19 protein-coding genes and 1 pseudogene are annotated in these 21,251 nt (G+C 66.6%); 11 read left to right on the top strand and 9 right to left on the bottom strand.

The window, feature by feature from the left end; translation table 11 throughout:
* Positions 1-1,092, bottom strand: a complete 1,092-nt coding sequence (locus AU198_RS17050) for an NAD(P)H-dependent amine dehydrogenase family protein (protein WP_064349544.1) — start codon at positions 1,090-1,092, stop codon at positions 1-3.
* Positions 1,089-2,138: a Rieske 2Fe-2S domain-containing protein gene (locus AU198_RS17045; protein ID WP_064349542.1), complete on the bottom strand. Its 1,050-nt coding sequence runs from the start codon at positions 2,136-2,138 to the stop codon at positions 1,089-1,091. The genes AU198_RS17050 and AU198_RS17045 overlap by 4 nt, the downstream gene beginning before the upstream one ends.
* A gap of 68 nt (positions 2,139-2,206) precedes the next feature.
* On the opposite strand from AU198_RS17045, the gene AU198_RS17040 reads away from it, so the two are divergent.
* Complete coding sequence (locus AU198_RS17040) at positions 2,207-3,169, top strand: NAD(P)H-dependent flavin oxidoreductase (RefSeq protein ID WP_197416142.1); 963 nt, start codon at positions 2,207-2,209, stop codon at positions 3,167-3,169.
* Positions 3,170-3,191: 22 nt separating this feature from the next.
* Here AU198_RS17040 and AU198_RS17035 read toward each other — a convergent pair whose 3' ends face one another.
* Entirely contained in the window at positions 3,192-4,532 is a 1,341-nt protein-coding gene (locus AU198_RS17035; protein ID WP_064349537.1) for a hypothetical protein, read from the bottom strand.
* A 769-nt stretch (positions 4,533-5,301) separates the two neighbouring features.
* Here AU198_RS17035 and AU198_RS27040 point away from each other — a divergent pair.
* From AU198_RS27040 to AU198_RS17010, 5 genes and pseudogenes are all read left to right on the top strand, one after another.
* Positions 5,302-5,465: pseudogene (locus AU198_RS27040) on the top strand (cytochrome P450); the annotation flags it as partial.
* Between the two features lie 123 nt (positions 5,466-5,588).
* Positions 5,589-6,560 carry an enoyl-CoA hydratase/isomerase family protein gene (locus tag AU198_RS17025; RefSeq protein WP_064349595.1) on the top strand — a complete coding sequence of 324 codons (972 nt, stop codon included), beginning with the start codon at positions 5,589-5,591 and terminating at the stop codon, positions 6,558-6,560.
* 5 nt (positions 6,561-6,565) lie between these two features.
* The gene (locus AU198_RS17020) at positions 6,566-8,929 is read left to right on the top strand and encodes a CaiB/BaiF CoA transferase family protein (protein ID WP_064349593.1); all 2,364 of its coding nucleotides are present in this window, start codon (positions 6,566-6,568) and stop codon (positions 8,927-8,929) included.
* Positions 8,926-9,687 carry an SDR family NAD(P)-dependent oxidoreductase gene (locus AU198_RS17015; RefSeq protein WP_064349533.1) on the top strand — a complete coding sequence of 254 codons (762 nt, stop codon included), beginning with the start codon at positions 8,926-8,928 and terminating at the stop codon, positions 9,685-9,687. The genes AU198_RS17020 and AU198_RS17015 overlap by 4 nt, the downstream gene beginning before the upstream one ends.
* On the top strand, positions 9,681-10,961 hold the full coding sequence (locus AU198_RS17010; RefSeq protein ID WP_064349530.1) for a hypothetical protein: 1,281 nt from the start codon (positions 9,681-9,683) through the stop codon (positions 10,959-10,961). Before AU198_RS17015 ends, AU198_RS17010 begins: the two co-directional genes overlap by 7 nt.
* Here the strand turns inward: AU198_RS17010 and AU198_RS17005 are convergent.
* Complete coding sequence (locus AU198_RS17005; RefSeq protein ID WP_064349529.1) at positions 10,958-11,869, bottom strand: DUF7064 domain-containing protein; 912 nt, start codon at positions 11,867-11,869, stop codon at positions 10,958-10,960. The genes AU198_RS17010 and AU198_RS17005 overlap by 4 nt on opposite strands.
* 33 nt (positions 11,870-11,902) lie before the next feature.
* The gene (locus tag AU198_RS17000) at positions 11,903-12,586 is read right to left on the bottom strand and encodes a TetR/AcrR family transcriptional regulator (protein ID WP_064349527.1); all 684 of its coding nucleotides are present in this window, start codon (positions 12,584-12,586) and stop codon (positions 11,903-11,905) included.
* Between the two features lie 173 nt (positions 12,587-12,759).
* Between AU198_RS17000 and AU198_RS16995 the strand changes: the two genes are divergently transcribed.
* Positions 12,760-13,965 carry an NAD(P)/FAD-dependent oxidoreductase gene (locus AU198_RS16995; RefSeq protein ID WP_064349592.1) on the top strand — a complete coding sequence of 402 codons (1,206 nt, stop codon included), beginning with the start codon at positions 12,760-12,762 and terminating at the stop codon, positions 13,963-13,965.
* Here AU198_RS16995 and AU198_RS16990 read toward each other — a convergent pair whose 3' ends face one another.
* The gene (locus AU198_RS16990; RefSeq protein WP_064349525.1) at positions 13,966-14,232 is read right to left on the bottom strand and encodes a YdeI/OmpD-associated family protein; all 267 of its coding nucleotides are present in this window, start codon (positions 14,230-14,232) and stop codon (positions 13,966-13,968) included.
* 37 nt (positions 14,233-14,269) lie between these two features.
* Here AU198_RS16990 and AU198_RS16985 point away from each other — a divergent pair, with 37 nt between their 5' ends.
* Complete coding sequence (locus AU198_RS16985; RefSeq protein WP_064349524.1) at positions 14,270-15,094, top strand: MerR family transcriptional regulator; 825 nt, start codon at positions 14,270-14,272, stop codon at positions 15,092-15,094.
* Between the two features lie 7 nt (positions 15,095-15,101).
* On the opposite strand, the gene AU198_RS16980 is transcribed toward AU198_RS16985, so the two are convergent.
* Together AU198_RS16980 and AU198_RS16975 are read right to left on the bottom strand one after the other, a co-directional pair.
* Positions 15,102-15,947: an SDR family NAD(P)-dependent oxidoreductase gene (locus AU198_RS16980; RefSeq protein WP_064349522.1), complete on the bottom strand. Its 846-nt coding sequence runs from the start codon at positions 15,945-15,947 to the stop codon at positions 15,102-15,104.
* The gene (locus AU198_RS16975) at positions 15,944-16,303 is read right to left on the bottom strand and encodes a hypothetical protein (RefSeq protein ID WP_064349521.1); all 360 of its coding nucleotides are present in this window, start codon (positions 16,301-16,303) and stop codon (positions 15,944-15,946) included. Before AU198_RS16975 ends, AU198_RS16980 begins: the two co-directional genes overlap by 4 nt.
* A gap of 149 nt (positions 16,304-16,452) precedes the next feature.
* Here AU198_RS16975 and AU198_RS16970 point away from each other — a divergent pair, with 149 nt between their 5' ends.
* The gene (locus AU198_RS16970; RefSeq protein ID WP_064349519.1) at positions 16,453-18,264 is read left to right on the top strand and encodes an AMP-dependent synthetase/ligase; all 1,812 of its coding nucleotides are present in this window, start codon (positions 16,453-16,455) and stop codon (positions 18,262-18,264) included.
* 12 nt (positions 18,265-18,276) lie between these two features.
* Here the strand turns inward: AU198_RS16970 and AU198_RS16965 are convergent, their stop codons facing one another.
* Positions 18,277-18,852 carry a nitroreductase family protein gene (locus tag AU198_RS16965; RefSeq protein WP_156431638.1) on the bottom strand — a complete coding sequence of 192 codons (576 nt, stop codon included), beginning with the start codon at positions 18,850-18,852 and terminating at the stop codon, positions 18,277-18,279.
* A gap of 245 nt (positions 18,853-19,097) precedes the next feature.
* Between AU198_RS16965 and AU198_RS16960 the strand changes: the two genes are divergently transcribed.
* Both AU198_RS16960 and AU198_RS16955 read left to right on the top strand, forming a co-directional pair.
* Positions 19,098-19,502, top strand: a complete 405-nt coding sequence (locus AU198_RS16960) for a cupin domain-containing protein (protein WP_064349516.1) — start codon at positions 19,098-19,100, stop codon at positions 19,500-19,502.
* Positions 19,503-19,542: 40 nt separating this feature from the next.
* A complete protein-coding gene (locus tag AU198_RS16955) occupies positions 19,543-20,895 on the top strand; it encodes an MFS transporter (RefSeq protein WP_064349515.1) in 1,353 nt (450 codons plus the stop codon).
* Positions 20,896-21,251 lie beyond the last annotated feature (356 nt).

Raw genomic sequence — 21,251 nt, 5'->3', positions numbered from 1 at the left:
CTACCTCTTGAAGCGGCCGGCGAACCCGCGCAGCGGCAGCTCGGCGCTGGTGATCAACCCCGGGGGCGCGCCCACCACCGACCGGATGGCGTGCAGCGCAGGCATTCCGGTGACCGTCATTCCGATGGAGGCGAAGGCCTCGGGATTCGACAGGTCCACGCCGGGCTTCGGGAAGATCATGTGCTTGTTGTACACGCACGGGTCACCCTTGATCTGGGTGATGTAGCAGCCCTTGATATCCCAGTGCGGGTCGGTGTGCGGTGTCATCTGCCATTCCAGATGTGTCTCCACCCGCGGTACCCCGTCGACCATGCCTTGGTACTTGATGTAGTTCCCGCCCAGCGAGCCCTTGGGCAGCTGATACCAGCCGAGGTCCACATCCTTTGTGCAGGCGCCCAACTCGTAGCTGAACTTGACCTCGTCGAGTTCCAGATCGAAGCAGTCGGCCATCATCAGCACACTGTCGGCGAACACCCGAGTGTACTTCTCCAGCTTGGCCGGGATCTCCGGATCGTCGACGGGTTGACCGTAACCGACCTCGATCCAGGTGTCGCGCGAGTGATGGCACGACACGTCGACGGACTCGATCGTGGTGACGTTCTCGATCTCGGCGACGTCGGCCGAACACACCACGCCGAGAATCTGGTTGAGTCCGGGGTTCATGCCGGTGCCGTAGAACGTGGAACCGCCTTGGCGACATGCTTCTTCGAGGAGCTGGGACACGGGCTTACCCGAGGGATGCGGATGGTTGGTGTCGCGGTGCCACCCGGTGATCCAGTCGGCCGTGGTGACGATGTTGATGCCCGCCTCGAGAACCTGGACGTAGAGGTCCTCATCGGGGAACACGCCGTGGAACGTCAGGACATCGGGTTCGGCGGCGAGGATCTCCTCGATCGTTCCGGTCGCGCGGACTCCGATCGGGCCGATGCCGACGATTTCACCGGCATCGCGGCCGACCTTTTCAGGTGTGTAGCAGTGCAGCCCGACGAGCTCGAGATCCGGATGCTCCCCGATCCGCTTGATCATCTCGGTCCCGAGGTTGCCCGTGGCAACCTGGAAGACACGTGTCGGGCGGGCGAGGTGTGCGGTCATCGGGTCGGGCCTTTCTCGGATGACGTAGTGGCGCGGGCTATTTCGAGGTCCGCGGCATTGCCGCCGCGGCCGTCGGGATAGAACTGGGTCGCCCATTTGCGTAATGCGGTGAACCCCTCGTACTCGGCTGTCGCCAGCGCGGGCGGGTCGGAATAGCGCTGGTGCGACCAGATGTGCACATCCTGGGTGAATTGGCGGATGACCTCGGCGCCGAACTCGGTGGCCTTGGCCTCGGCCCGTTGGTCGTCGCGGCCGGGGGTCCGTCCGATGTAGACCATGAACCGGACGTCCGATGTTCGGTCATCGACGGGGGTGATCGCCGAGATCGTCCGGTTGTCCACCATGCCCCAGCTCTTGGTCACCGCGATACCGAGGCCACCGTTGATGGCTTCCACACCGCTTCGGACGTCGTCGATCGACTGGGTCTCGTCGCCTTCGAAGGTGATCGTGAAGTCGACATACGACCACGGCTCGGCGAAGTCGTGGCGAGTGAAGACCGGGATGATCGGTGTCTTGTGCACGAACTTGAAGTGCGCGAAATCGACGCCGTTCTCCAGCACGTACTGAGGATGCAGTTCGAGGCCCTCGCGGTGCAACGTCATCGGTGGGTAGTAGTGGGCGGCGGTGCGGGTGTCACCGAAACTGCCGAAGATGTCCGGCGCGTCGAAATAGGGTGCGCGTCCGGCGATGTCGTGCCAGATGTAGATCGAGTCGTTGCGTTCGGTGACGGGGTAACTGCGGATCCGACGGCCGCGGTTCGGCCGGTCCTGGTACGGGATACAGACGTTGCGGCCTTCGGAGTTCCACCGCCAGCCGTGGAACGGGCACTCGATGACTTCACCCTCGACATGGCCGCCGTAGCCCAGATGGGCCCCCAGGTGCTCGCAGTACGCGTCCATCACCACCGCTTGGCCGGAAGCTGTTCGCCAGGCGATCATCTCGCGGTCGAAGTACTTCATCCGCCGGACGTCGCCGGGCTGGAGCTCTGCCGACCACGCAACCTGGAACCATCCGGTCGGCTTCATCGACAGGGGCGGCTTGGCCATTGACGTCCTCTCGGGCTGCGCTGCCACTGGGTCTCGGTCCGACAAATGATAGAGCACTCAATGTAAAAATGGCCAGGATATTTCGTCGCGGGCGGGCCTCACCGCAGAATGACCTCGTGACCAACCGAATCCAGGAGCTCCTCGGCGTCGACTTCCCCGTCGTGCAGGCGCCCATGACCTACATCGCGCGCGCCGAACTGGCCGCGGCGGTCTCCGAGGCCGGCGGCCTGGGCATGATCGAGACGCTGACCGACGACGGCCGCGCCGATCTGCAGCGGGTGCGGGAGCTCACCGGCAAGCCGGTCGCGGCCAACCTGATGATCCAAGGCTGGAAGGCCGACCCGTCGATCGTCGACATCTTGGCCGCGGCCGGGGTGAACCACGTCTTCACCTCGGCGGGCGATCCGGCGTTGTTCACCGCACGCCTGCACGACGCCGGCATGACGGTCGTGCACGTCGTCGGATCCTTGAAGGGCGCGCGCAAGGCGGCCGATGCCGGCGTGGACGCGTTGGTGGTCGAGGGCGTCGAAGGCGGTGGGTTCAAGTCGCTGCTGGGCGCGTCGACGATGGTGCTTCTTCCGTTGGTCGCCGAGAACGTGGATTTGCCGATCATCGCGGCGGGTGGCATGTGCGACGCCAGGTCGGCGGCCGCGGCGCTGGTCCTCGGCGCTGAAGGCGTCCAGATGGGCACCCGGATGCTGGCGAGCCTCGAGGCGGCCGTACACGCGAATTTCAAGGAAGCGATCGTGACGGCGGACGACTCCGGGACCGTGCTTCTCGACGTCCCCGGCAACCCGACGATGCGCGTCCTGCGCACCGGTCTGGCCGCACGTGTCGCGGCTCACGACCCGGGGGCTCGCCTGCTGGGCAAGATCACCGAGCTGTACTTCGACGGCGACTTGAACGCCAGTGTGGCCAACACCGGACAGGTCTCGTCGCGGATCCGGGAGCTGCTGCCGGTCGCCGATATTGTGCGGCGCACGTGGACCGAGATCGATGCGGCGTTGACCGAAGCCACATCGCGGATGTAGCCGCGGACTAGGTGTGATGCAACTAGGCGACGTGTTCGTGGCTGCGCGCCACGCGGTCCGCCTCCGGGCACACCGCGCGTTTGGTGCGCGGTCCACGGGCGCGCTGACGTAGCGCAACCATGGAGCCCGAGCGGACGACACCCAGCGGACCCGGCCCGGCAAACCTCGCGATACCGGAGGCCCGCAGCGCGACAGCGGCTTTCGCCTGCCGGTAGCCGACACGGATGCCCGCCGCGGCGACGATGAGCAAGGCGCCGACACCCGGCAACGCCACGGCAGCCAAAGCCGTCAACGATGCCGGAACCAGGACCGCCTCGATGACGTGCTCGAAGATGGACTTCGCACTGGCCGGCGCGGCGGCCGTGCTCAGCGGCACGGTTCCCGAGACCGCGAGCGGTTGGACGGTGCCAGTGGTGGTCACCTTGCCCTGTGCCGGGCGCGGGGCCATGGTGCCGAACAGCGAGCCGCTTCCCGCGGGGGCCACGGGCAGCGTGGCTTCGCCCGGATGGGGCCCGACCAGTGTTCCGCCGGTCGGAACGTTGACCTTCCTGGCAGCCAGCGTGCCGCTCCCACCGATCAGCGACTGGGGCGGGCCGGCCGACGCGGGGATGCCCAGCATGGCGTAGAAGTCCGATGGCATCCGGGTGACCGCGCCGGCGACCGTCGTCAGCATGGTCTCCAGCGAGGCAATCGCATCTCGCACCGGCGTCTTCGATGTCTGCAGCGCGGCGAGCGACTTGGACCAGTCCACCACCGCGCCGTTGACCGTCACGAGCGCGTTGGTCAGCGGGTCGGCTTTGATTTTCGGCGTCACCGGGTCGACGACCTGGACGGCGGGCGCCATCCCCGTCTGTGAGGGCGGCGACGCTGCGGCGGGGGTCGAGTCGTTTTGAGTTGCCGAGCCGTCGGCGGGCACCGTCGGCACCGGACCCTCGGCACCGGGTTCGGTCTCCGTCGTCAGCTCCTGGGTGCCGGGGACGGCTCCGCTCTCGGTCGTCTGCGGGTCGGTGACAACTGTGGTCTTGGCTTCGTCGGCCGGCGCGGTCTCGTTGTCGACCGCCAGCTCGGTGTCCTCCAGCTTCGCGTCCTTCTCGGCCTGCGTCTGGACGCCGCCCCGCACGATGGTCGTCGGCCGGTTGAATCCGTTCTGCCGCGAGGACTGCCGCGAGAAGTCGGGAATGCGAAGCCGGAAGCGCCGGTCGATCTTCGGAGTGGTGTTCGTCGCGGTGCCGGTTGTCGCGCCGGCAGTCTCCGAACCGCCGGTGCCGGTGGTGGAACCCAGGCTGGTCCCCGTCGAACCGCTCGTTCCCGCACTACTTGAGTCGTCAGCACTGGCGATGGCGCCGCCGGCGCCGAACAGCAATCCGGCAGCGAGTACACAGACACCCGCCGTGACGCGAGAAGGTGACGTGGGAATGATCGTCTCCGTCCAAAAGAGAACCCTCGTTGAGAGAGGGTTTGAGAGACGATTGTTACACAGAAATGGCCCCGCAATACAGAGCTATTGGTGACGTTTGCGAGCGGATCGCTGCAAATCTTTGCCGGAAAGAAGAACCACCGTGAATGGCGGCTCAAGATCACGTCGCCGTGACCGGTTCAGAAGTCTAGGTCTCGAATCGCGGCGACTGATTCGCCGGGCTGACAGCCCCGCCTTCTTGTTCGCCATCGCGGCAGGTCGGGGTCGGTGACCGCGCCGCCGTGACACTGCCACGGCCGAGCCGGAGGTCCGCTTGAAAGCGCGCGCTCCCCGACGTCGAATCCAAATCGGCAGAACTTTGATCTTGGGGACCATTTGGTAGCCGCGAAACGGTCCGCTGGAACAAGGAGGCGGGGTTTTAAGCGGACAGTCTAAACAGCCCCGCCGCGGGCGTGCGCTGACAGACTGTCCACGAGCCGGTGGCATGTCACGGCACTGCTCTCAAGTGAGGTCCGGTGGAAGGCGGAACGCAGATGACGGTGAGCGCTGACGAAGGCCGGGACAGCGCCGTCAAGAAGGCTGGCGTGCACTATGACCCCTACGACGCCGACCCCAACCGCGACCCCCATCCGATGTTCTCGCGGATCCGCGAGCAAGCGCCGCTGTACTCCAACGCCGAGCACGACTTCTATGCTCCGAGCCGCTACGCCGATCCACAACGTCCGCCCTCGGCGACGCGCTCGCACGACTGGAAGGACGCATCGCGCTCGACGAGATCCTTCAACGATTGCCGGACTGGCACGTCGACCTCACCGATGCCGAGCTCAGCCCGACGTCCCCGTGCGTGGATGGCACTCGATGCCTGCCGTGGTGGTTTGACGGACGAGCGATACGCATAACGATCAGAGTCTTCGCCGCTGACGAATTCGATCGCGTCGGAGGCTTCAGCTGCCCGGCTACCGGGCCGCCTACTGGAGATGACACAAAGTGGAGGAAGCGACCATGCCAGAGTACGACTACGAAGAGATGAAGCGCGAAGCCGAGCAGCACATCCGGTTCGAGAAGGACCGGAAGAACCGGATCGCTTACATCACGTTCAACCGGCCTGAGGCGCAGAACTCTACGACGATGGGCATGCGCCAGCTCTACGCCGACATGATCCACAAGTGCAACGTCGACGACGACGTCAAGGTCGTCGTGATCCGCGGTGAGGGAGAGGATTTCGGTAGCGGCGGCGATCTCCCCGAACAGCGGGACATGCTCGAGAACCCGGGCATGCCGCTGCTGCACGAACTCGCGATCAACGACGACGACGTCAAGTACCCGCCCGGCGGCTCGTATCGCTACCTGTCGACGGTGACCGACTTCTACGCCAAGGCGCGTGCCGGCAACCGGCCGCTGCAGGAACTTCGCAAGGTCAGCATCATCGAAGCGAAGGGGTATTGCTACGGCTGGCATTTCTATCAGGCGGGCGACGCCGATCTCGTGGTCTCCTCCGACGACGCGCTCTTCGGCCATCCGGCGTTCCGTTACGTCGGCTGGGGCCCGCGGTTGTGGTGGTGGGCCGAGACGATGGGCTTGCGCAAGTTCTCCGAGATGTTGTTCACCGGCCGGCCGTTCAGCGCGAAAGAGATGTACGAGTGCGGCTTCCTCAACAGCGTCGTGCCCAGGGACCAGTTGGAAGCCGAGACCGAGAAGTACGCGCTCGCCTGCTCGAAGTCGCGTCCGACCGACACGGTCGCGGTGCAGAAGACCTTCCTCGAGTTGTACAAGCAGCACAAGGGCGAGTACTTCGGCAGCCTGTTGACCGGCATGGTCGAGGGGATGCTGCCGCTGATCCAGAACGACCAGCGCAACGATGTCGATCTTACCGAGGGCACCTTCGATAAGGGGCTCAACAACGTGGTCAAGGACAACGACATGAACTTCCCACCGGAGTGGCGGCTGAGCCGGTCGGGACGCAACAAGCCCTGACCGGCATGTCGGCGCTGACCGGCTTCCGGATCGTCGAAGTGGCCGAGCGGGTCGCCGGTGAGTACTGCGGCAAGCTGCTCGCCGATCTGGGCGCCGACGTCATCAAAGTCGAACGGCCCGGGTGGGGCAGTCCCACCCGGGCCATGGCCCCCCTCATCGGTGGCGATGACGGTCCCGAGCGCAGCGCGCTGTTCGCCTACCTCAACACCAGCAAGCGATCCGTCGAATTCGACGCCGCCGCAACACATGAGCTGATCGCCACCGCCGACGCGGTGATCGACGACCACAGCGCAACCTGGGCCGCCGAGCACGGACTGACAGCGGCCGAGGTCGCCCGTCGTCATCCCCACGTGGTGTTCTGCGCCGTCACGCCATTCGGCCGCACCGCACCGACCGCACTCGACAACGCGGTGGGGCTGAACGTCTTTCACGCCAGCGGGTGGGGCTACCATACTCCCAGCCACGCCGACCCGGACCGGCCGCCGTTGAAGGGACCCGGCCGGTTCCTCACCGACTACGAGGGCGCCCTCGATGCCGCCCTGTGTGTGATGTCGGCGCTGTTCGACCGCATGCACACCGGGCGGGGCGAATACATCGACGTGTCAGCGCAGGCCGTCATGGTTTCCCGAGCCGATTGCATCCTGGGCCGATTCATCACCGGGGAGATCGCGCCGCAGAATCGCCGCGACGACTACGACCAGGCCGGACCCGCGACGTTCTTCGACTCGAGCGACGGCTTCGTCTACCTCTACATGACCAACCGCGCGCACTGGCTGGGGCTCAAAACGCTGATGGGTACCCCGGCGTGGCTCGACGAATTCGAGGACGACTGGCTGGAATTCGGCGTCACACCCCAGAAAGTCGCCGACTTCCGGCGCGGCTTCGCCGACTGGATGCGCAACCGGCCGGGTGCGGACACTGCGGAATCCGCGCAGGGACTCGGCGTTCCCTTGGTACCGGTCAACGGCGCGGCCGAACTCCTGCGTTCACCGCAGTACCGGCACCGGGAATTCTTCTGTGAGGTCAACCATCCCGCACTGGGCACAAGCGCCTACCCCACCGTGGGTTACCGACTGAGCGCGACGCCGGCCCGCATCGCTCGACCCGCACCCGGGCTCGGCCAGCACACCGACGAGATCCTGGCCGAACTCTCGCGCCCGCACACCCCGCCCGCGGTGCGCAACCCTCAACTCAAGACCCCGAATGATTCGCGGGGTGGTCCGCTGCAAGGTGTACGCGTCGTCGAGCTGACCAAGGTGTGGGCGGGACCCTACGCCGGCAAGTTGCTGGCCTTCCTCGGCGCCGAGGTGATCAAGGTCGAGTGCTCGGCCACTCCCGAGGAGATGCGCGCCTACGGCGGCACCGACATCAACCACGCCCCCTATTTCCTGAGCATCAACCCCGAGATCCTCAGCGTCGACCTCGACATCAAGACTCCCCGGGGCCAGGATGCCCTGTTGGCATTGATTTCTCACAGCGACATCGTGCTCAACAACCTGCGGCCCGGCGCCATGGAACGCCAAGGCCTCGGATACCGGGACCTGACCGCGCTCAAACCGGACATCATCTCGGTGTCGGTCAAGATGTGGGGTAACGACGGGCCGCTGGGCCACCAGACCGGCTACGCGCCGTGTTTCGCCGCCCTGGCGGGCCTCGCCTCGCTGGTCGGCTATCCGGGCGGCCCTCCGCTCGGGGCGAGCATGCGCTACGGCGATTCCACCGTGGGTGCGGCCGCGGCGATGTCCGCCGTGGCGGCGCTACTGCACCGGGAGCGCACCGGGCAGGGCCAATTCGTCGACGTCTCGGCCGTCGAGGTGCTCTCATCGATGGTGGGCGACTGCCTGTTCGAGCAGAACCTGACCGGCATGCTGCTGGGGCCCGACGGCAACCGCCACCCCGACATGGCGCCGCACGGCTGCTACCCCTGCGCGGGCGGTGACTGGATCGCCCTCGCCGTCGCGGACGACGACGCCTGGAACCGTATGTGCGGCGCGCTCGGCGCCGGTGCGCTCGCCGCCCGTTACCCGACGGTGAATGCGCGGCAATCCAACGCGGCGGCCCTGGATGCCGAGCTGAGCGCGTTGACCCGCCATCATGACGCTGCCGACCTCGCGCGTCGGTTGCGTTCTGTCGGCGTGCCCGCGGTCAAGAGTGCAACGGCCACCGACGTCATCGGTGACGAAATGCTCTGGGAGCGCGGCACGTATCGGTTCGTGTCGGACCGGCTCGAGGGGCAGCGACCGGTTCTGGGGCCGTCGTGGGTGATGACTCGTTCCGCCCGCATCGAGCGTGGAGCACCGATTCTGGGCGAACACAACGACTATGTGCTCGGTGACATCCTCGGGCAGACGGAAAGAAGGAACAGATGACCGCGTTGGCCGGGACGGTGGCGTTGGTGACGGGCGCCAGTAGTGGGATCGGTGCGGCAACCGCGCGTGCGCTGGCCGTCGAGGGCGCGTCGATCGCGTTGCTGGCGCGGCGCTCTGAGCGCTTGAGGGCGGTCGCCGGGGAGATCGAGGAGGCTGGAGGCAGGGCACTGGTGGTGCCCGCCGATGTGACCGATGCCGATCAGGTGGCGGGCGCGGTGGCGACGACCGTCGACGAGTGGGGGCGCCTCGACACGTTGATCAACAACGCCGGTTTGCTGCGGATGGGTGTCGCTGCCGAAGCGGCGCTGGCCGACTGGGACGCCCTGGTGTCGGTCAACATTCGAGGCGTCCTGTACACCACGCGTGCGGCGCTCCCCCATCTGATCGCCGCGGCCTGCGATTCTGTCCGCGGCGTCGCCGACGTGGTCACGATCAGCTCCACGGGTGGGCGGGTGGCGCGGCCGGGAACCGCCGTCTACTCGCTGACCAAGTTCGGCGTCAACGCGTTCAGCGAGGGCATCCGCCAGGAACTCATCGGCAACCGCGTCCGCGTGGGAATCGTCGAACCGGGCACCGTTGCGACCGAGATCTTCGATCACCTTGACCCGCAGGCGCTTACGGCTCAACAAACCAGGACAGCCGGGATGGTCAAACTGAGGCCCGAGGACGTCGCGGATGCCGTGAGGTACATGGTGACACGCGACCGGCACGTCGCGGTGAACGAGATCCTCGTTCGCGCGGCGGAACAGACATGGTGAAGATCGACTGGGTGCGCGGCGACGCGACCGGACTCGCGTTCCCCACCCATCCCGACTCGCTGCGGGCGGCCGGAACCGGCTTTCTCACCGAGGCGTTCCGCGCCTATGGTGCGCTGCCCGACGACAACGAGGTGGTCGCGATCGACCGCTTCGAGGAGGTGTCCGGCGGCAGCACCGGACGCAAGGCCCTGCTGAGCGTGCGTTACGCGCGCGAGCATCCCGACACGCACACCGACTTGTTCGTGAAGTTCTCCCGCGACTTCGACGACGCGGTGCGCGATATCGGTCGCACCCAGATGGAGTCCGAAACCCGGTTCGCTGCGCTCACCCGCGCCCCGGGCTTTCCGATCGCCGTACCGGCCACCGTGTTCGCCGACTTCCACCGTGAAACCGGCACCGGGTTGATGATCAGCGAGCGGATCGAGTTCGGCACCGGCGCGATCGAACCGCAGTACCACAAGTGCCTGGACTACGAGATGCCCGAACAGGCAGCACATTATCGGGCGTTGTTGACCGCGGTGGCCCGGCTCGCGGGAACCGAGCGGTCGGGCCTGCTGCCCGCCGATCTGCTCGCACAGTTTCCGGTGGACCTGCGGGCGGCGACGGTGGGCCAACCGCCGGCGTATACCGCCGGTCAACTCGAGCGCCGCCTACGCCGGCTCGCCGAATTCGTCGAGCATCACCGGGGTCTGTTCGCGCCCAACGTGCGGTCGTCGTCATTCCTGTCTCAGATCACCACGGAGGCAACGGAGTTGATGAGGCGCGAAGGGGAGGTGTGGCAGCAGCTGAGCGTCGACCCCGACTACCTCGCGCTGTGCCACTGGAACGCCAACGTCGACAACGCCTGGTTCTGGTGCGACGACGACGGAGAGTTGCGCTGCGGGCTGATGGACTGGGGCTGCGTCAGCCGGATGAACGTGTCGATGGCCGTCTGGGGATCCCTGTCGGGAGCCGAGACATCGTTGTGGGACCACCATCTCGACGAACTTCTCGAGATGTTCTGCAAGGAGGTGCTCGCCAGCGGTGGACCGACGCTCGACCCCGCCGCGGTACAGCGATGCCTTGTCCTGTACGCGACGTTGATGGGTGTCACCTGGCTACTCGACGTCCCGGCGTTGATCCGCAAGCGGCTTCCCGATGCCGGCCCGCACACCACCCGCACCGATCCGCGTATCCGGTCCGACGAGAGTGTGCGCGCGCCGTTGCAGATGCTGATCAATGTGCTGAACCTGTGGCAGACGCGTGGTGGTGTGACGAAACTTGGTGCGCTCTAACGCATCAGGGCCCGCACCTGCTCGCGAGCGAAGAACTCCTGATCCTCGCCCCACCCCTGCCGGCCGTCCCATCGCCAATCGGTCAGCGTCCAGAACGTCATCCGTCCCGGCCAGCCGAGCCAGCGCAACGCGGTGCGCACATCGCCTTCGGCGTGCAGGGCCCGACCGCGGTCGTCTTCTGCGTCGAGCACCACCCGCACGGGAGCGCCCGCGCGGCGGTCGAGCACGCGGCGCTCGCCGGTCACGAGTTCCCCCACCGTTCCGTCGCGCAGCAGATACCCACCGATCACGCGGTCGACACCGGACCGGGTCGCCATCGTGATGGCATGCCAGCTGGACTCGGCGTCGGCGATGGCCCACAGATAGTCACCGGAGCGGCGGGCACCAGGGCGGTGCGGGCCCCAGGTGCGGTCGCGCATCGAGAAGCAGTCGATGTCGAACCGCTCGCCGTTCAGCATCGCCGTGCCCCGCATGCGGCCCGGTTGGTCGAAGTGGCAGTGCTGCGGGGATGCGTCGCCGAGGATGTGCGGCGCCATCAGCGACGTCCACTCGAGGTCGAGGTCGAGTCCCAGTTCCGAGTAGGACAGCCGGTAGCGGTGCATCGGTTCGACGACCCTGTGACGCAACGAGTTCGGGAGCCGGAAGTCGGTGAAATCCAACGCTCCGGTCGGCGGTTGGATCCAGCGCCAGTCGTAGAACAGGCAGTCGTAGGTCTGCTCGCCACCGGGGTCCCAGATCGCGGGCCCACCTCCGCTGGTCCCGGCGCGGACGTCGTGGAAGTAGTACACGAATCCGTTGATGTCGCGCTCGGGGATCGCGAAGTTGAACCATCCGCTCTCGTTCCAGTGCGGATCGTCGGTGGCGGAGTGGAAGACCTCATCGGCCGCGGTGATCGCGTCGGTTGTCATGGCACTCAATCCACGTAGGTCACGGCCGTGTGCTCACTGCGAGTTCCTCGAAGCGGTTCGACGGACCGGCGCCTGCCATAGCCCGGTGATCGCGTCGGTGAGGCCCTCGGCGGCCTGCCTCCAGGGCGACCGCGCAAGCCGACCGTGGTGCGCCAGCGCCCCCTCGTGTTCGGCGCAGGTATGCATCAGCAGGTTGCGCGCCATCACGATCCGCTCGAAGCGGACTCGCTTCGGCAGTTCGGCAAGGCATCCCGTGATGCCGTCGATCACCTGCACCAGATGCGGAGACGACAAAGCGTCCTTGGTGACGACCTCTCGGTAGCTCGGATCGGCCATGGCCTGCGCGGCGAACCGCGCGTACCAACTCGGGTTGCCGAGCTGGTCGAGGTGTTCGGTCAGCGGCCGCACCAGGCAGTCGACCCAGTCCCGCAGGTCCGCGGACGCGCCGATCTCGGCCAGCATCCTGGCGCGCAACTGTTCGATCGGCACCCGGTGCTTGCTCTCGATCGCGCGCAGAAGGTCGGTGCGGGTGCCGAAGTGGTAGCAGACCGCGGCGTTGTTGCCCTGCGAAGCGGCCTCGCTGATCTGGCGGTTGGACACGGCGTGCATACCCCGTTCGGCGAAAAGACGTTCGGCGGCGGCGAGCAGAACTTCGCGCGTCCCTTCCGATCGGTGTCCACTCAGGGGCCGGGCTGCGGTCACCGACTCAGTAGACACCCCGGCCCTGGTTAAATCAAGCGATTTATTTATCGTCGGCGGCGTTAGCACGTTGTGAAGCTCGCGAGATGTACCGGAGGGTCGCGGGATGCCGGCTACCACGACCCTGGCGTACGGTTCGCGAGTTCGTCATGGTGCTTGCTCGCGCCCCGTCGACGCACGACGATGAGACGATGCCGACGTCAGCGCGTGTTCTCGTAGTCGGGTCGGGGTTCGCCGGACTGTGGGCCGCGCTCGGCGCAGCGCGCCGCCTCGACGAACTCGACGTCCGCACGGTGGACGTCACCGTCATCAGCCCGAAGCCATACCACGACATCCGGGTGCGCAACTACGAAGCCGACCTCACACCGTGCCGAATCCCGCTGTCGCAGTTGCTCGATCCCGTCGGCGTCGGCTACCTGGCCGCCGAGGTGACCACAATCGACCCGGCGGCCGCGACGGTGAGCACAGCCGACGGAGCGACCCTGGGTTACGACCGCCTCGTGCTAGCAGTGGGTAGTCGCGTCGTCATACCCGACATCCCGGGCCTGGCGCAGTTCGGGTTCGACGTCGACACCTACGACGCCGCGCAAAACCTGCAGAGACACCTTCGCTCAATGCGGGCCGGCGACCCGGCGTCGGCGACGGCCGTCGTGGTCGGCGCCGGCCTCACGGGCATCGAAACGGCCAGCGAACTGCCCGCGAGGCTGGCGGACACTCTCGGTCCGCGATCGACACCGCGGGTGGTGCTCGTCGACCGGAATGCACACGTCGGCTCGGACATGGGCGCATCCGCACGGCCGGTCATCGAGAAAGCGTTGCGCGACAACGGCGTCGAGGTGATCACCGGAGTGGGCGTCACCGCGGTCGGTGAGCGCAGCGTCACGCTGTCGACGGGTGAGGTGATCGACGCGGCCACCGTCGTCTGGTGTGCCGGTATGCGCGCCCATCCGCTGACCGGTCAGCTGGGTGTTCCGCTGGACCGGTTCGGCCGCGTCGCAGTCGACGACTATCTACGGGTGCAGGGCGTGAGTGGTGTGTTCGCGGCCGGTGACGTGGCTGCCGCGCGGATGGACGACGAGCACATGTCGGTGATGTCGTGTCAACACGGCAGGCCGATGGGTCGGTACGCGGGCTACAACGTGATCGGCGACCTGCTGGGCCTGCCCATGAGGACGCTGCGGATCCCCTGGTATGTCACGGTGCTCGACCTCGGTGCGGCCGGTGCGGTGTACACCGAGGGCTGGGACCGCCGCGTCGTGAGCACCGGCGCGGCGGCCAAGGCCACAAAGCGGATCATCAACGGCGAGCGGATCTATCCCCCGCTGACCGGTGACCGTGCGGCGCTGCTCGCCGCGGCGGGACCGGAACTGCAGACGGCGCCCGCGTACGGGCAGTGACTATCTGCCGTTTCGCTCACGGTGCTTGCAGCCCGGCCAGCAGCACGGGCGGCGCTTACCTTCTTCGAGTTCCTCCTGGGTCCGGCGGATCCGGCGTTCGCGGGTCTTCTCCTGCTTGGCGTCCTCGACCCAGCAGATGAACTCGTTGCGCGCCAGCGGGGTGATGTCGTTCCAGGCCGCGAGCGCGGTGTCGTTGGCGAGCAATGCCTTACGCAGATCGGTCGGCAGCTTGTGCACTACCCCGCCGGACACTCGCGAACTTCCCATGCGCGCAGGATAGACGGCGAGAAGGCAGACTGGCCGCATGCGGTCGGGTTTGACCATCGGAGAGTTCGCCACGGTGACGCACCTGAGCGTGCGGACGCTGCGCCGCTACCACGAGGCCAAACTGCTCGAACCCGCCTCCGTCGACCCGTTCACCGGGTACCGCTACTACTACGCCGAACAGATACCGACCGCCCAGGTGATCCACCGGTTGCGTCAGCTCGACGTGCCGCTCGCCGAAGTCCGGGCCATCCTCGACACCGAGGATCCGCAGCGACGCGCGGAGGTGATCGCCGGTCATGTGCGGCGGTTGGAAGACGAGCTGGACCGGACGCGCGCCGCCGTGGTGTCGCTGCGCCGGTTGCTCAACCCGGCGCCGGCCGACCTCGATGTCGAGCTGCGGTCGGTTCCCGCGCGGCGGGTCGCCGCGATCACCGGTCTTGTGCTGCTCGACGATTCGCTCGCGTGGTACGACGAGGCGATGGCCGAACTGGATGCCGCATTCCCCGAAGCCGAGCGCACCGGACCACCCGGCGGGCGCTACGCCAACGAACTGTTCACCCAGTCCGTCGGGGCGATGACGGTCTTCCGGCCGGTGCGCGTCCCGCGGCCGTCCGGCCGTATCGAGGTCGTGGAGCTTCCGCCCGTCGATCTGGTCGTCACCGTCCACGAGGGTCCGCACGACGATCTCGACGTCACCTACGGCCGTCTCGGAGCCTGGGTGGTGGACAATGCGCTCGCTGTCGACGGGCCGATCCACGAAACGTACGTCGTGGGGCCCCGCGACACGACGGATCCGGCGCGGTGGCGAACGGAGATCGGCTGGCCGGTGTTCCGGGTCGCTCCCGATGGGGATCCCGTCTGAGCTCGCGTCAGCTCTCAGGCGGGAAACCTGCACCGCGGGACAGCTTCTCGTGTGCCCGGATCTCGGCGAGGAAGTTTTCGAGTGTGGTGACGACGGTGTCGTAGCCGTCGCTGCCGAGGACGAGCCGCCGGGGCGGCGGATCCTCGGCCATCGCCGCGATGACCGCGCGCACCCCACGTCGGGGATCCCCCGGCTGCGCGCCGTCCTGTTCGACCATCGCGTCGCGGACCCGCTCGAGCACAGTGGCGTACTCCGGAACGGACTCCTCGATCGGTTCGTCGGCGAAACCCGCGTAGGCGCGGGTGCGGAACGCTCCTGGTTCGACCGCCATGACGCGGATGCCCAGAGGTTCGACCTCCTCGCGAAGGACCTCGGTGACCGTCTCGATCGCCGATTTCGTTGCGCTGTAGTAACCGAAGCCGGTGACGCCGCACAATCCGGCGACCGAAGACATGTTGATGACCCACCCGCTGCCCCTGGAACGCATACCGGGCAGCGCTGCGCGAATCACTGACAGCACCGCGAAGAAGTTGAGCTCGAACATCTTTCGGACCGCGGTATCGGCCATACCCTCGATCGACCCGTACCAGCCGCGGCCGGCGTTGTTGACCAGGACATCGATACCGCCGAAGTGCTTCTCGGTCGCGCGCACCGCCTCGCGCACCTGCTCGGTGTCGGTGACGTCGAGCGGCAGCACCAGGACGCGCTCGCCGTACCGCTGCGCCCAGTCGGTCAGCTCGGCCGGACGGCGGGCGGTCAAGGCGACCCGGTCGCCGATCTCGAGAGCGGCGTCGGCGAACGCCATCCCGAACCCGCCGGGGGTGCCTCCGGTGATGAACCACGTCCTGGTCATGGTTCGATCACCAGGCGGGTGATCAGCTCGCCCTCCAGCGTGAACCGGAAGTGCAGGTCGGCCATGCCACCGGGAAAGTCGCCCTCGAGGTGCTGCAGGACATCGAGGTGTGCGCCGCCGAACCGGCTCGCGCTGACGAGCTCTGTGGAGTAGGTGTACTCGCTGGCCGCGTTGCGCACCCAGTCGGCGATCTCGTCGTGGCCGCGGTAGGTGTGGCCCTCGTCGGTGACGGCGGCGTCGGCGGCGAAGGCCGTCAGCGCGGTTGTGACGTCGCGGTGCGCGGTGAGATAGGTCGCGACCGCCCAGGGCAGTTCGTCGCGTCGAATGTCGGTGCCATCGCTCTTGTGCAGTGTCATGTACTCATGCTCAAGTCTCCCCCGGGGAGAGGGTCAACACGACGCCGACATCGGGGCTCGCAGCCCTATCGCGTCATACCTGCCCGCTTTGGGTATGAGAGGCGCAACATGAACGGCACCGGTGCCGTAAGAGATTCAGGAGATCAGCGATGTCGACCGACACCAACCAGCCATCCACGACCGTGTCGCCGGCCAACGTGGCCGTCATGTTCTTCGACCGCGTCGGGAAATCCGCAGACCGGGAGGCGTTCCGCAAACTCGATCGGGATCGATGGGTCTCCCTCACCTGGCGAGAGGCGGCACAACAGGTGGAGGCGTTGGCCGCCGGGCTTCTGGCGCTGGGCATCCAACCCGAGGAACGCGTCGCGATCGCCTCGAGCACACGGTACGAGTGGATTCTGGCGGATCTCGCGGTCATGTGTGCCGGTGCCGCCACCACCACGGTGTACCCCACGACCAACGCGACCGACACCGCCTACATCCTGAGCGATTCGCAGTCTCGCGTCGTGTTCGCCGAGGACGAGACGCAACTGGAGAAGCTCAAGGAGCGGCGCGACGACCTGCCGGGCCTCGAGAAGGTGGTGCTCTTCGATGGCACGGGAGACGGAGACCACGTCACCACCATCGCCGAGTTGGCCGACCTTGGAACCAAGTACCTCGCCGATCACCCCGACTGCGTGCGGACAACGGCGGACTCGATCACGCCGGACATGTTGGCGACGCTGATCTACACGTCGGGTACGACCGGCAAGCCCAAAGGTGTGCGGCTGTCGCACCGGGCGTGGGTGTACGAGGGAAACACCATCGCCGATTTCGGCATTCTGGGCGAGGACGACCTGCAGCTGTTGTGGCTGCCGCTGGCGCACGCGTTCGGCAAGGTGTTGATCACGGCGCAGTTGGCGTGCGGCTTCGCCAGCGCGATCGACGGCCGCGTCGACAAGATCGTGCCGAACATGGCCGAGGTGAAACCGACCTTCATGGGCGCCGCTCCGCGCATCTTCGAGAAGGCCCACGCGCGCGTCACCTCGTCTCAGGAAGGGGTCAAGGAGAAGCTCTTCACCGCCGCCTTCGCCGTGGGACGCAACGCCGACCGCCACCGGCTGGCGGGTCGGGCGGTACCGCTGCCGTTGAAGATCGCGCACGCCGCGTTCGACCGCCTGGTCTTCAGCAAGGTGCGCGATGTGTTCGGCGGGCGCATCAAATTCTTCATCTCCGGATCCGCTCCACTGAACCGCGACATCGCCGAATGGTTCCACGCCGCCGGTCTGTTGATTCTGGAGGGCTACGGGCTGACTGAGACCGCGGCGGGCGCATTCATCAACCGGCCCGACAACTACAAGCTGGGCACCGTCGGGCAGGTGTTCGACGGCACGTCGGTGCGTCTCTCCGATGACGGCGAGGTGCAAGTGCAGGGCCCATGCGTGATGGACGGTTACCACAACCTGCCCGACAAGACGGCGGAGGCGTTCACCGAGGACGGGTGGCTGCGCACCGGGGACAAAGGCCAGTTGGACGAGGACGGCTTCTTGACGGTCACGGGCCGGATCAAGGAACTGTTCAAGACCTCGGGCGGAAAGTACGTCGCTCCGCCGGCCATCGAAGGCAAGTTCATGGCCCTGTGCCCGTACGCCGGCCACATTCTCGTCTTCGGCGAATCCCGCAACTTCTGCGTCGCGCTGATCACGCTGGATCCCGATGCGCTGTCCGGCTGGGCCGAGCACAACGGCCTCGGCGGCAAGTCCTACGCGGAGCTGGTCAAGGCGGATGCGGTGCGGAACATGGTGGGTGGCTACGTCGACGAGCTCAACTCGCAACTGAACCGGTGGGAGACCATCAAGAAGTGGGAGCTGCTCGACCACGACCTGTCGATCGAAAACGGTGAGCTGACACCGTCGCTGAAGGTCAAGCGGGGGGTTGTCGAGAAACAGAACCAGGAGCTGCTCGACTCGTTCTACTCGTGAGCGCAGTTGCCGCTACGGGGGCATGCGGCCCAGGAACTGGTGGGGATCGAGGGCAGGGCGCTTCGATTCGCGCAGACGCCTACGCAGAGAGTCGTCGATGCTGCCCACGTATAGCCAGCCCATCAAGTGCTCCTGCTCGGTCAGGCCGTGGGCCGCGCGAACCTCGCGGCTGTTGGCGAGCAGACCCGTGCGCCACATGACGCCCCACCCTGCGGCCCACAGCGCGAGCTCGAGCAGGTGGCCAACCCCGGCGGCGACCGCGTGCTGTTCCCAGGTCGGAACCTTGGGATGCTCGGTCGGGCTTGCGACCAACGCGATCAACAGTTCGGCGCGGAAGGGCTTGGTGTTGTAGTCGCCGGGCTCGCGCACTTCGCCTGCCGCCGCGTCGAGCGCCTCGGCCAATTTCATCCGATCATCGCCGCGCAGGAGGATGAGCCGCCAGGGACGCAGGGCCTTGTGATCCGCCACGGACGTGACGGCCGCGAGGAGCTCGGCGAGCTCCTCGTCGGTCGGCGTCTCCGGACCCACTTTCGAGATCGACCGCCGCGTCGCCATCGACTCCAGTACCGGGTCGGAAAAGAATTTCACACTGGTCATTGTCTCGCCACGTCTCCCGCCACGCTCAAAGGCCGCCAGGATACACAAGGTCAGGCTGCCCTTGCTGGAAGCGAGCACCCCGGCTTGTTAGCGTCAGACAATGCCTGATGACCTGACCGCTTGCCCGAGCGCCATTGCGCGCGTTCGGGTTTGCGAACCGGGTCGTCGGCATCCGGTGGGCAACCACCGACGCTTGCCCGAAATGCCGTCTGCGACCCGAACATAAGGAGAGACCGTTGGCCCAGTTCACCGACCACGGACCCAAGCCCTACGTCGTCAACATCGAGGATGCCACTGAAGCCAACGACAAGTTCCGCACGACGTTGTGGACGGGCGAGAAGCTCCAGCTCACGCTCATGTCGATCCCGGTAGGCGGCGATGTTGGTCTCGAGATCCATTCCGACACCGACCAGTTCCTGCGCCTCGAGCACGGCCGCGCGCGAGTCCAGATGGGCCCGTCAAAGGACAACCTCACGTTCGACGAGGAGATCTCGGACGACTGGATCATCCTGGTGCCGAAGGGGTCGTGGCACAACATCACCAACATCGGCGATGAGCCGTTGAAGCTGTACAGCCTGTACGCACCGCCGCACCACGCCCATGGCACGGTGCACGAGACGCAGGCCGACGAGGACCACTAAGCCCGCCGGTCTCTGAGGACCCGATTGAGGCGCTGACGCGATGGGCGCAGTCCAGAACCTCTATTCCGCACTGTTGAAGCGGAATCGGGAAGCCGAGCGGGAGTTGCCGAGCGAGGTGCGGCGCAACGTCGCGCCGAACGGACTGAGGCTGATGCTCGCCAGCGCCCTGCAGTCGTCGGGCGATGAGACGGTCAACGCATCGACGGTGCTGCCGTGGCTGTTCGCGACCCTGGGTGTGCCTCCCGCCCTCACCGGTGTGCTGGTACCGGTCCGTGAGTCGGGTTCGATGCTGCCGCAGGCTTTTCTGACACCGCTGGTGTTGAGGGTGCGGTACCGCAAGTGGGTGTTCATCGCGGGCGCGCTGGTGCAGGCCGCCGCGGTCGCGGTGATGGCGGCCACCGCGGCTCTCGGGAGGGGTTTGGCCGCCGGTGTCGTCATCGTGGCCAGCGTCGCGGTCTTCGCGCTGGGCCGCTGCCTGTGCTCGATCGCTTCGAAGGATGTGCAGGGTCGAACGATCCCGAAGGGTGAACGCGGCCAGATCAACGGCGTGGCAACGACGGCGGCCGGGCTGGTGGCCGTCACTCTCGGGCTCGCAATCCGGTTTTTCGGCGGTGAAGATCTTTCGTCCGGTCAACTAGCGTGGGTGCTCGCCGCGGGTGCGGCGCTCTGGGTCGCGGTGGCGGTGGTCTACCGAGGCGTCCACGAGCCGCCCGGCGAAGCGCCATGGGAGGAGCCGGAGCCGGACGCCTCTTCCGACCTCGACGCGTTTACCAGATCAGACAACTGGCTCGCGAACACGCACAAGTTGCTGCGGGAGGACAAGCTGTTCCGGCACTTCGTCGGGGTGCGCAGCCTGCTGCTCGTCTCATCACTGAGCACACCGTTCGTGGTGACGCTGTCGATCCAGTCGGGCGCCGGCAGCATCGCCGGTCTCGGGGGCTTCGTCATCGCCTCGGGGCTCGCAGCGCTGACCGGCGGTCGCCTCTTCGGCCGCTTCGCCGACCGCTCGAGCAAGCGGCTCATGAGCGTGGGCGCGGGCGTGTCTTCGGTGATCGTCATCGCGACGGTCGTCATCGTCACGCTTCCCGGGTTCAGCGGTGTGGGTTGGTTGAGCAATGCGATGTTCATCGCCGTGTACTTCGCTCTCGCACTGATGCACACCGGAGTGCGGGTGGGGCGCAAGACCTATGTCATCGATATGGCCGTCGGTGACCAACGGACCGTGTACGTGGCGGTTTCAAATTCGGCGATGGGATTCATCCTGTTGATCGTCGGTGGTATCAGCTCGCTGCTGGCGATCGTCCACATCTCCTGGGCGTTGCTGTTCCTGGCGGCGATGGGGCTCGTCGGAGTGTTCGCCGGAGCCCGGTTACCCGAGGTCTCTCGGGGCTGATGCTCCGGCCAGGCAACGATCGGACGTGTATTTCGTGGCGGGGCCAGGAGACTCGCACCACCAGTCTCACCAGTCCCCGCCGGACCCACTTGTGCAACTGCCCGGCTATCAGCGAATTATTCGCTGCCAGCGAATAATTCGCTCGTAGGCGGGCAGTCCGAGGTCGGTGCTGCTGGCGTTCAGGTGTTATCGCGGTTCGCGAGGGCGCTAACCGTTTTTTGTCGGTGGTCGAATGTATGTTCGAAGCATGTCGGGAGACGACCTGCAGGCCGCGGTGAGCGCGTTGCGTGCCGCCTTCGACGAGGCGGCCGCCTGTGATGTCGACTTGTTGACCCGCCCCGATCTCGTGGCGGCCC

Source organism: Mycobacterium sp. GA-1199 (genome assembly GCF_001500045.1).
Lineage (GTDB): Bacteria > Actinomycetota > Actinomycetes > Mycobacteriales > Mycobacteriaceae > Mycobacterium.
Note: the sequence above shows the minus strand (reverse complement) of the source record. Positions and strands in the feature narration are given on the sequence as shown.

Excerpts from the sequence above, each read along its gene's own strand:
- AU198_RS16980 (WP_064349522.1), bottom strand. The coding sequence starts at position 15,947 with ATGACCAGGACGTGGTTCATCACCGGAGGCACCCCCGGCGGGTTCGGG.
- AU198_RS16995 (WP_064349592.1), top strand. The coding sequence starts at position 12,760 with ATGCCGACGTCAGCGCGTGTTCTCGTAGTCGGGTCGGGGTTCGCCGGA.
- AU198_RS16970 (WP_064349519.1), top strand. The coding sequence starts at position 16,453 with ATGTCGACCGACACCAACCAGCCATCCACGACCGTGTCGCCGGCCAAC.
- AU198_RS16990 (WP_064349525.1), bottom strand. The coding sequence starts at position 14,232 with ATGGGAAGTTCGCGAGTGTCCGGCGGGGTAGTGCACAAGCTGCCGACC.
- AU198_RS17005 (WP_064349529.1), bottom strand. The coding sequence starts at position 11,869 with ATGACAACCGACGCGATCACCGCGGCCGATGAGGTCTTCCACTCCGCC.
- AU198_RS17025 (WP_064349595.1), top strand. The coding sequence starts at position 5,589 with ATGCCAGAGTACGACTACGAAGAGATGAAGCGCGAAGCCGAGCAGCAC.
- AU198_RS17020 (WP_064349593.1), top strand. The coding sequence starts at position 6,566 with ATGTCGGCGCTGACCGGCTTCCGGATCGTCGAAGTGGCCGAGCGGGTC.
- AU198_RS17045 (WP_064349542.1), bottom strand. The coding sequence starts at position 2,138 with ATGGCCAAGCCGCCCCTGTCGATGAAGCCGACCGGATGGTTCCAGGTT.
- AU198_RS17015 (WP_064349533.1), top strand. The coding sequence starts at position 8,926 with ATGACCGCGTTGGCCGGGACGGTGGCGTTGGTGACGGGCGCCAGTAGT.
- AU198_RS17050 (WP_064349544.1), bottom strand. The coding sequence starts at position 1,092 with ATGACCGCACACCTCGCCCGCCCGACACGTGTCTTCCAGGTTGCCACG.
- AU198_RS16985 (WP_064349524.1), top strand. The coding sequence starts at position 14,270 with ATGCGGTCGGGTTTGACCATCGGAGAGTTCGCCACGGTGACGCACCTG.
- AU198_RS17040 (WP_197416142.1), top strand. The coding sequence starts at position 2,207 with ATGGCCAGGATATTTCGTCGCGGGCGGGCCTCACCGCAGAATGACCTC.
- AU198_RS16975 (WP_064349521.1), bottom strand. The coding sequence starts at position 16,303 with ATGACACTGCACAAGAGCGATGGCACCGACATTCGACGCGACGAACTG.
- AU198_RS17010 (WP_064349530.1), top strand. The coding sequence starts at position 9,681 with ATGGTGAAGATCGACTGGGTGCGCGGCGACGCGACCGGACTCGCGTTC.
- AU198_RS16955 (WP_064349515.1), top strand. The coding sequence starts at position 19,543 with ATGGGCGCAGTCCAGAACCTCTATTCCGCACTGTTGAAGCGGAATCGG.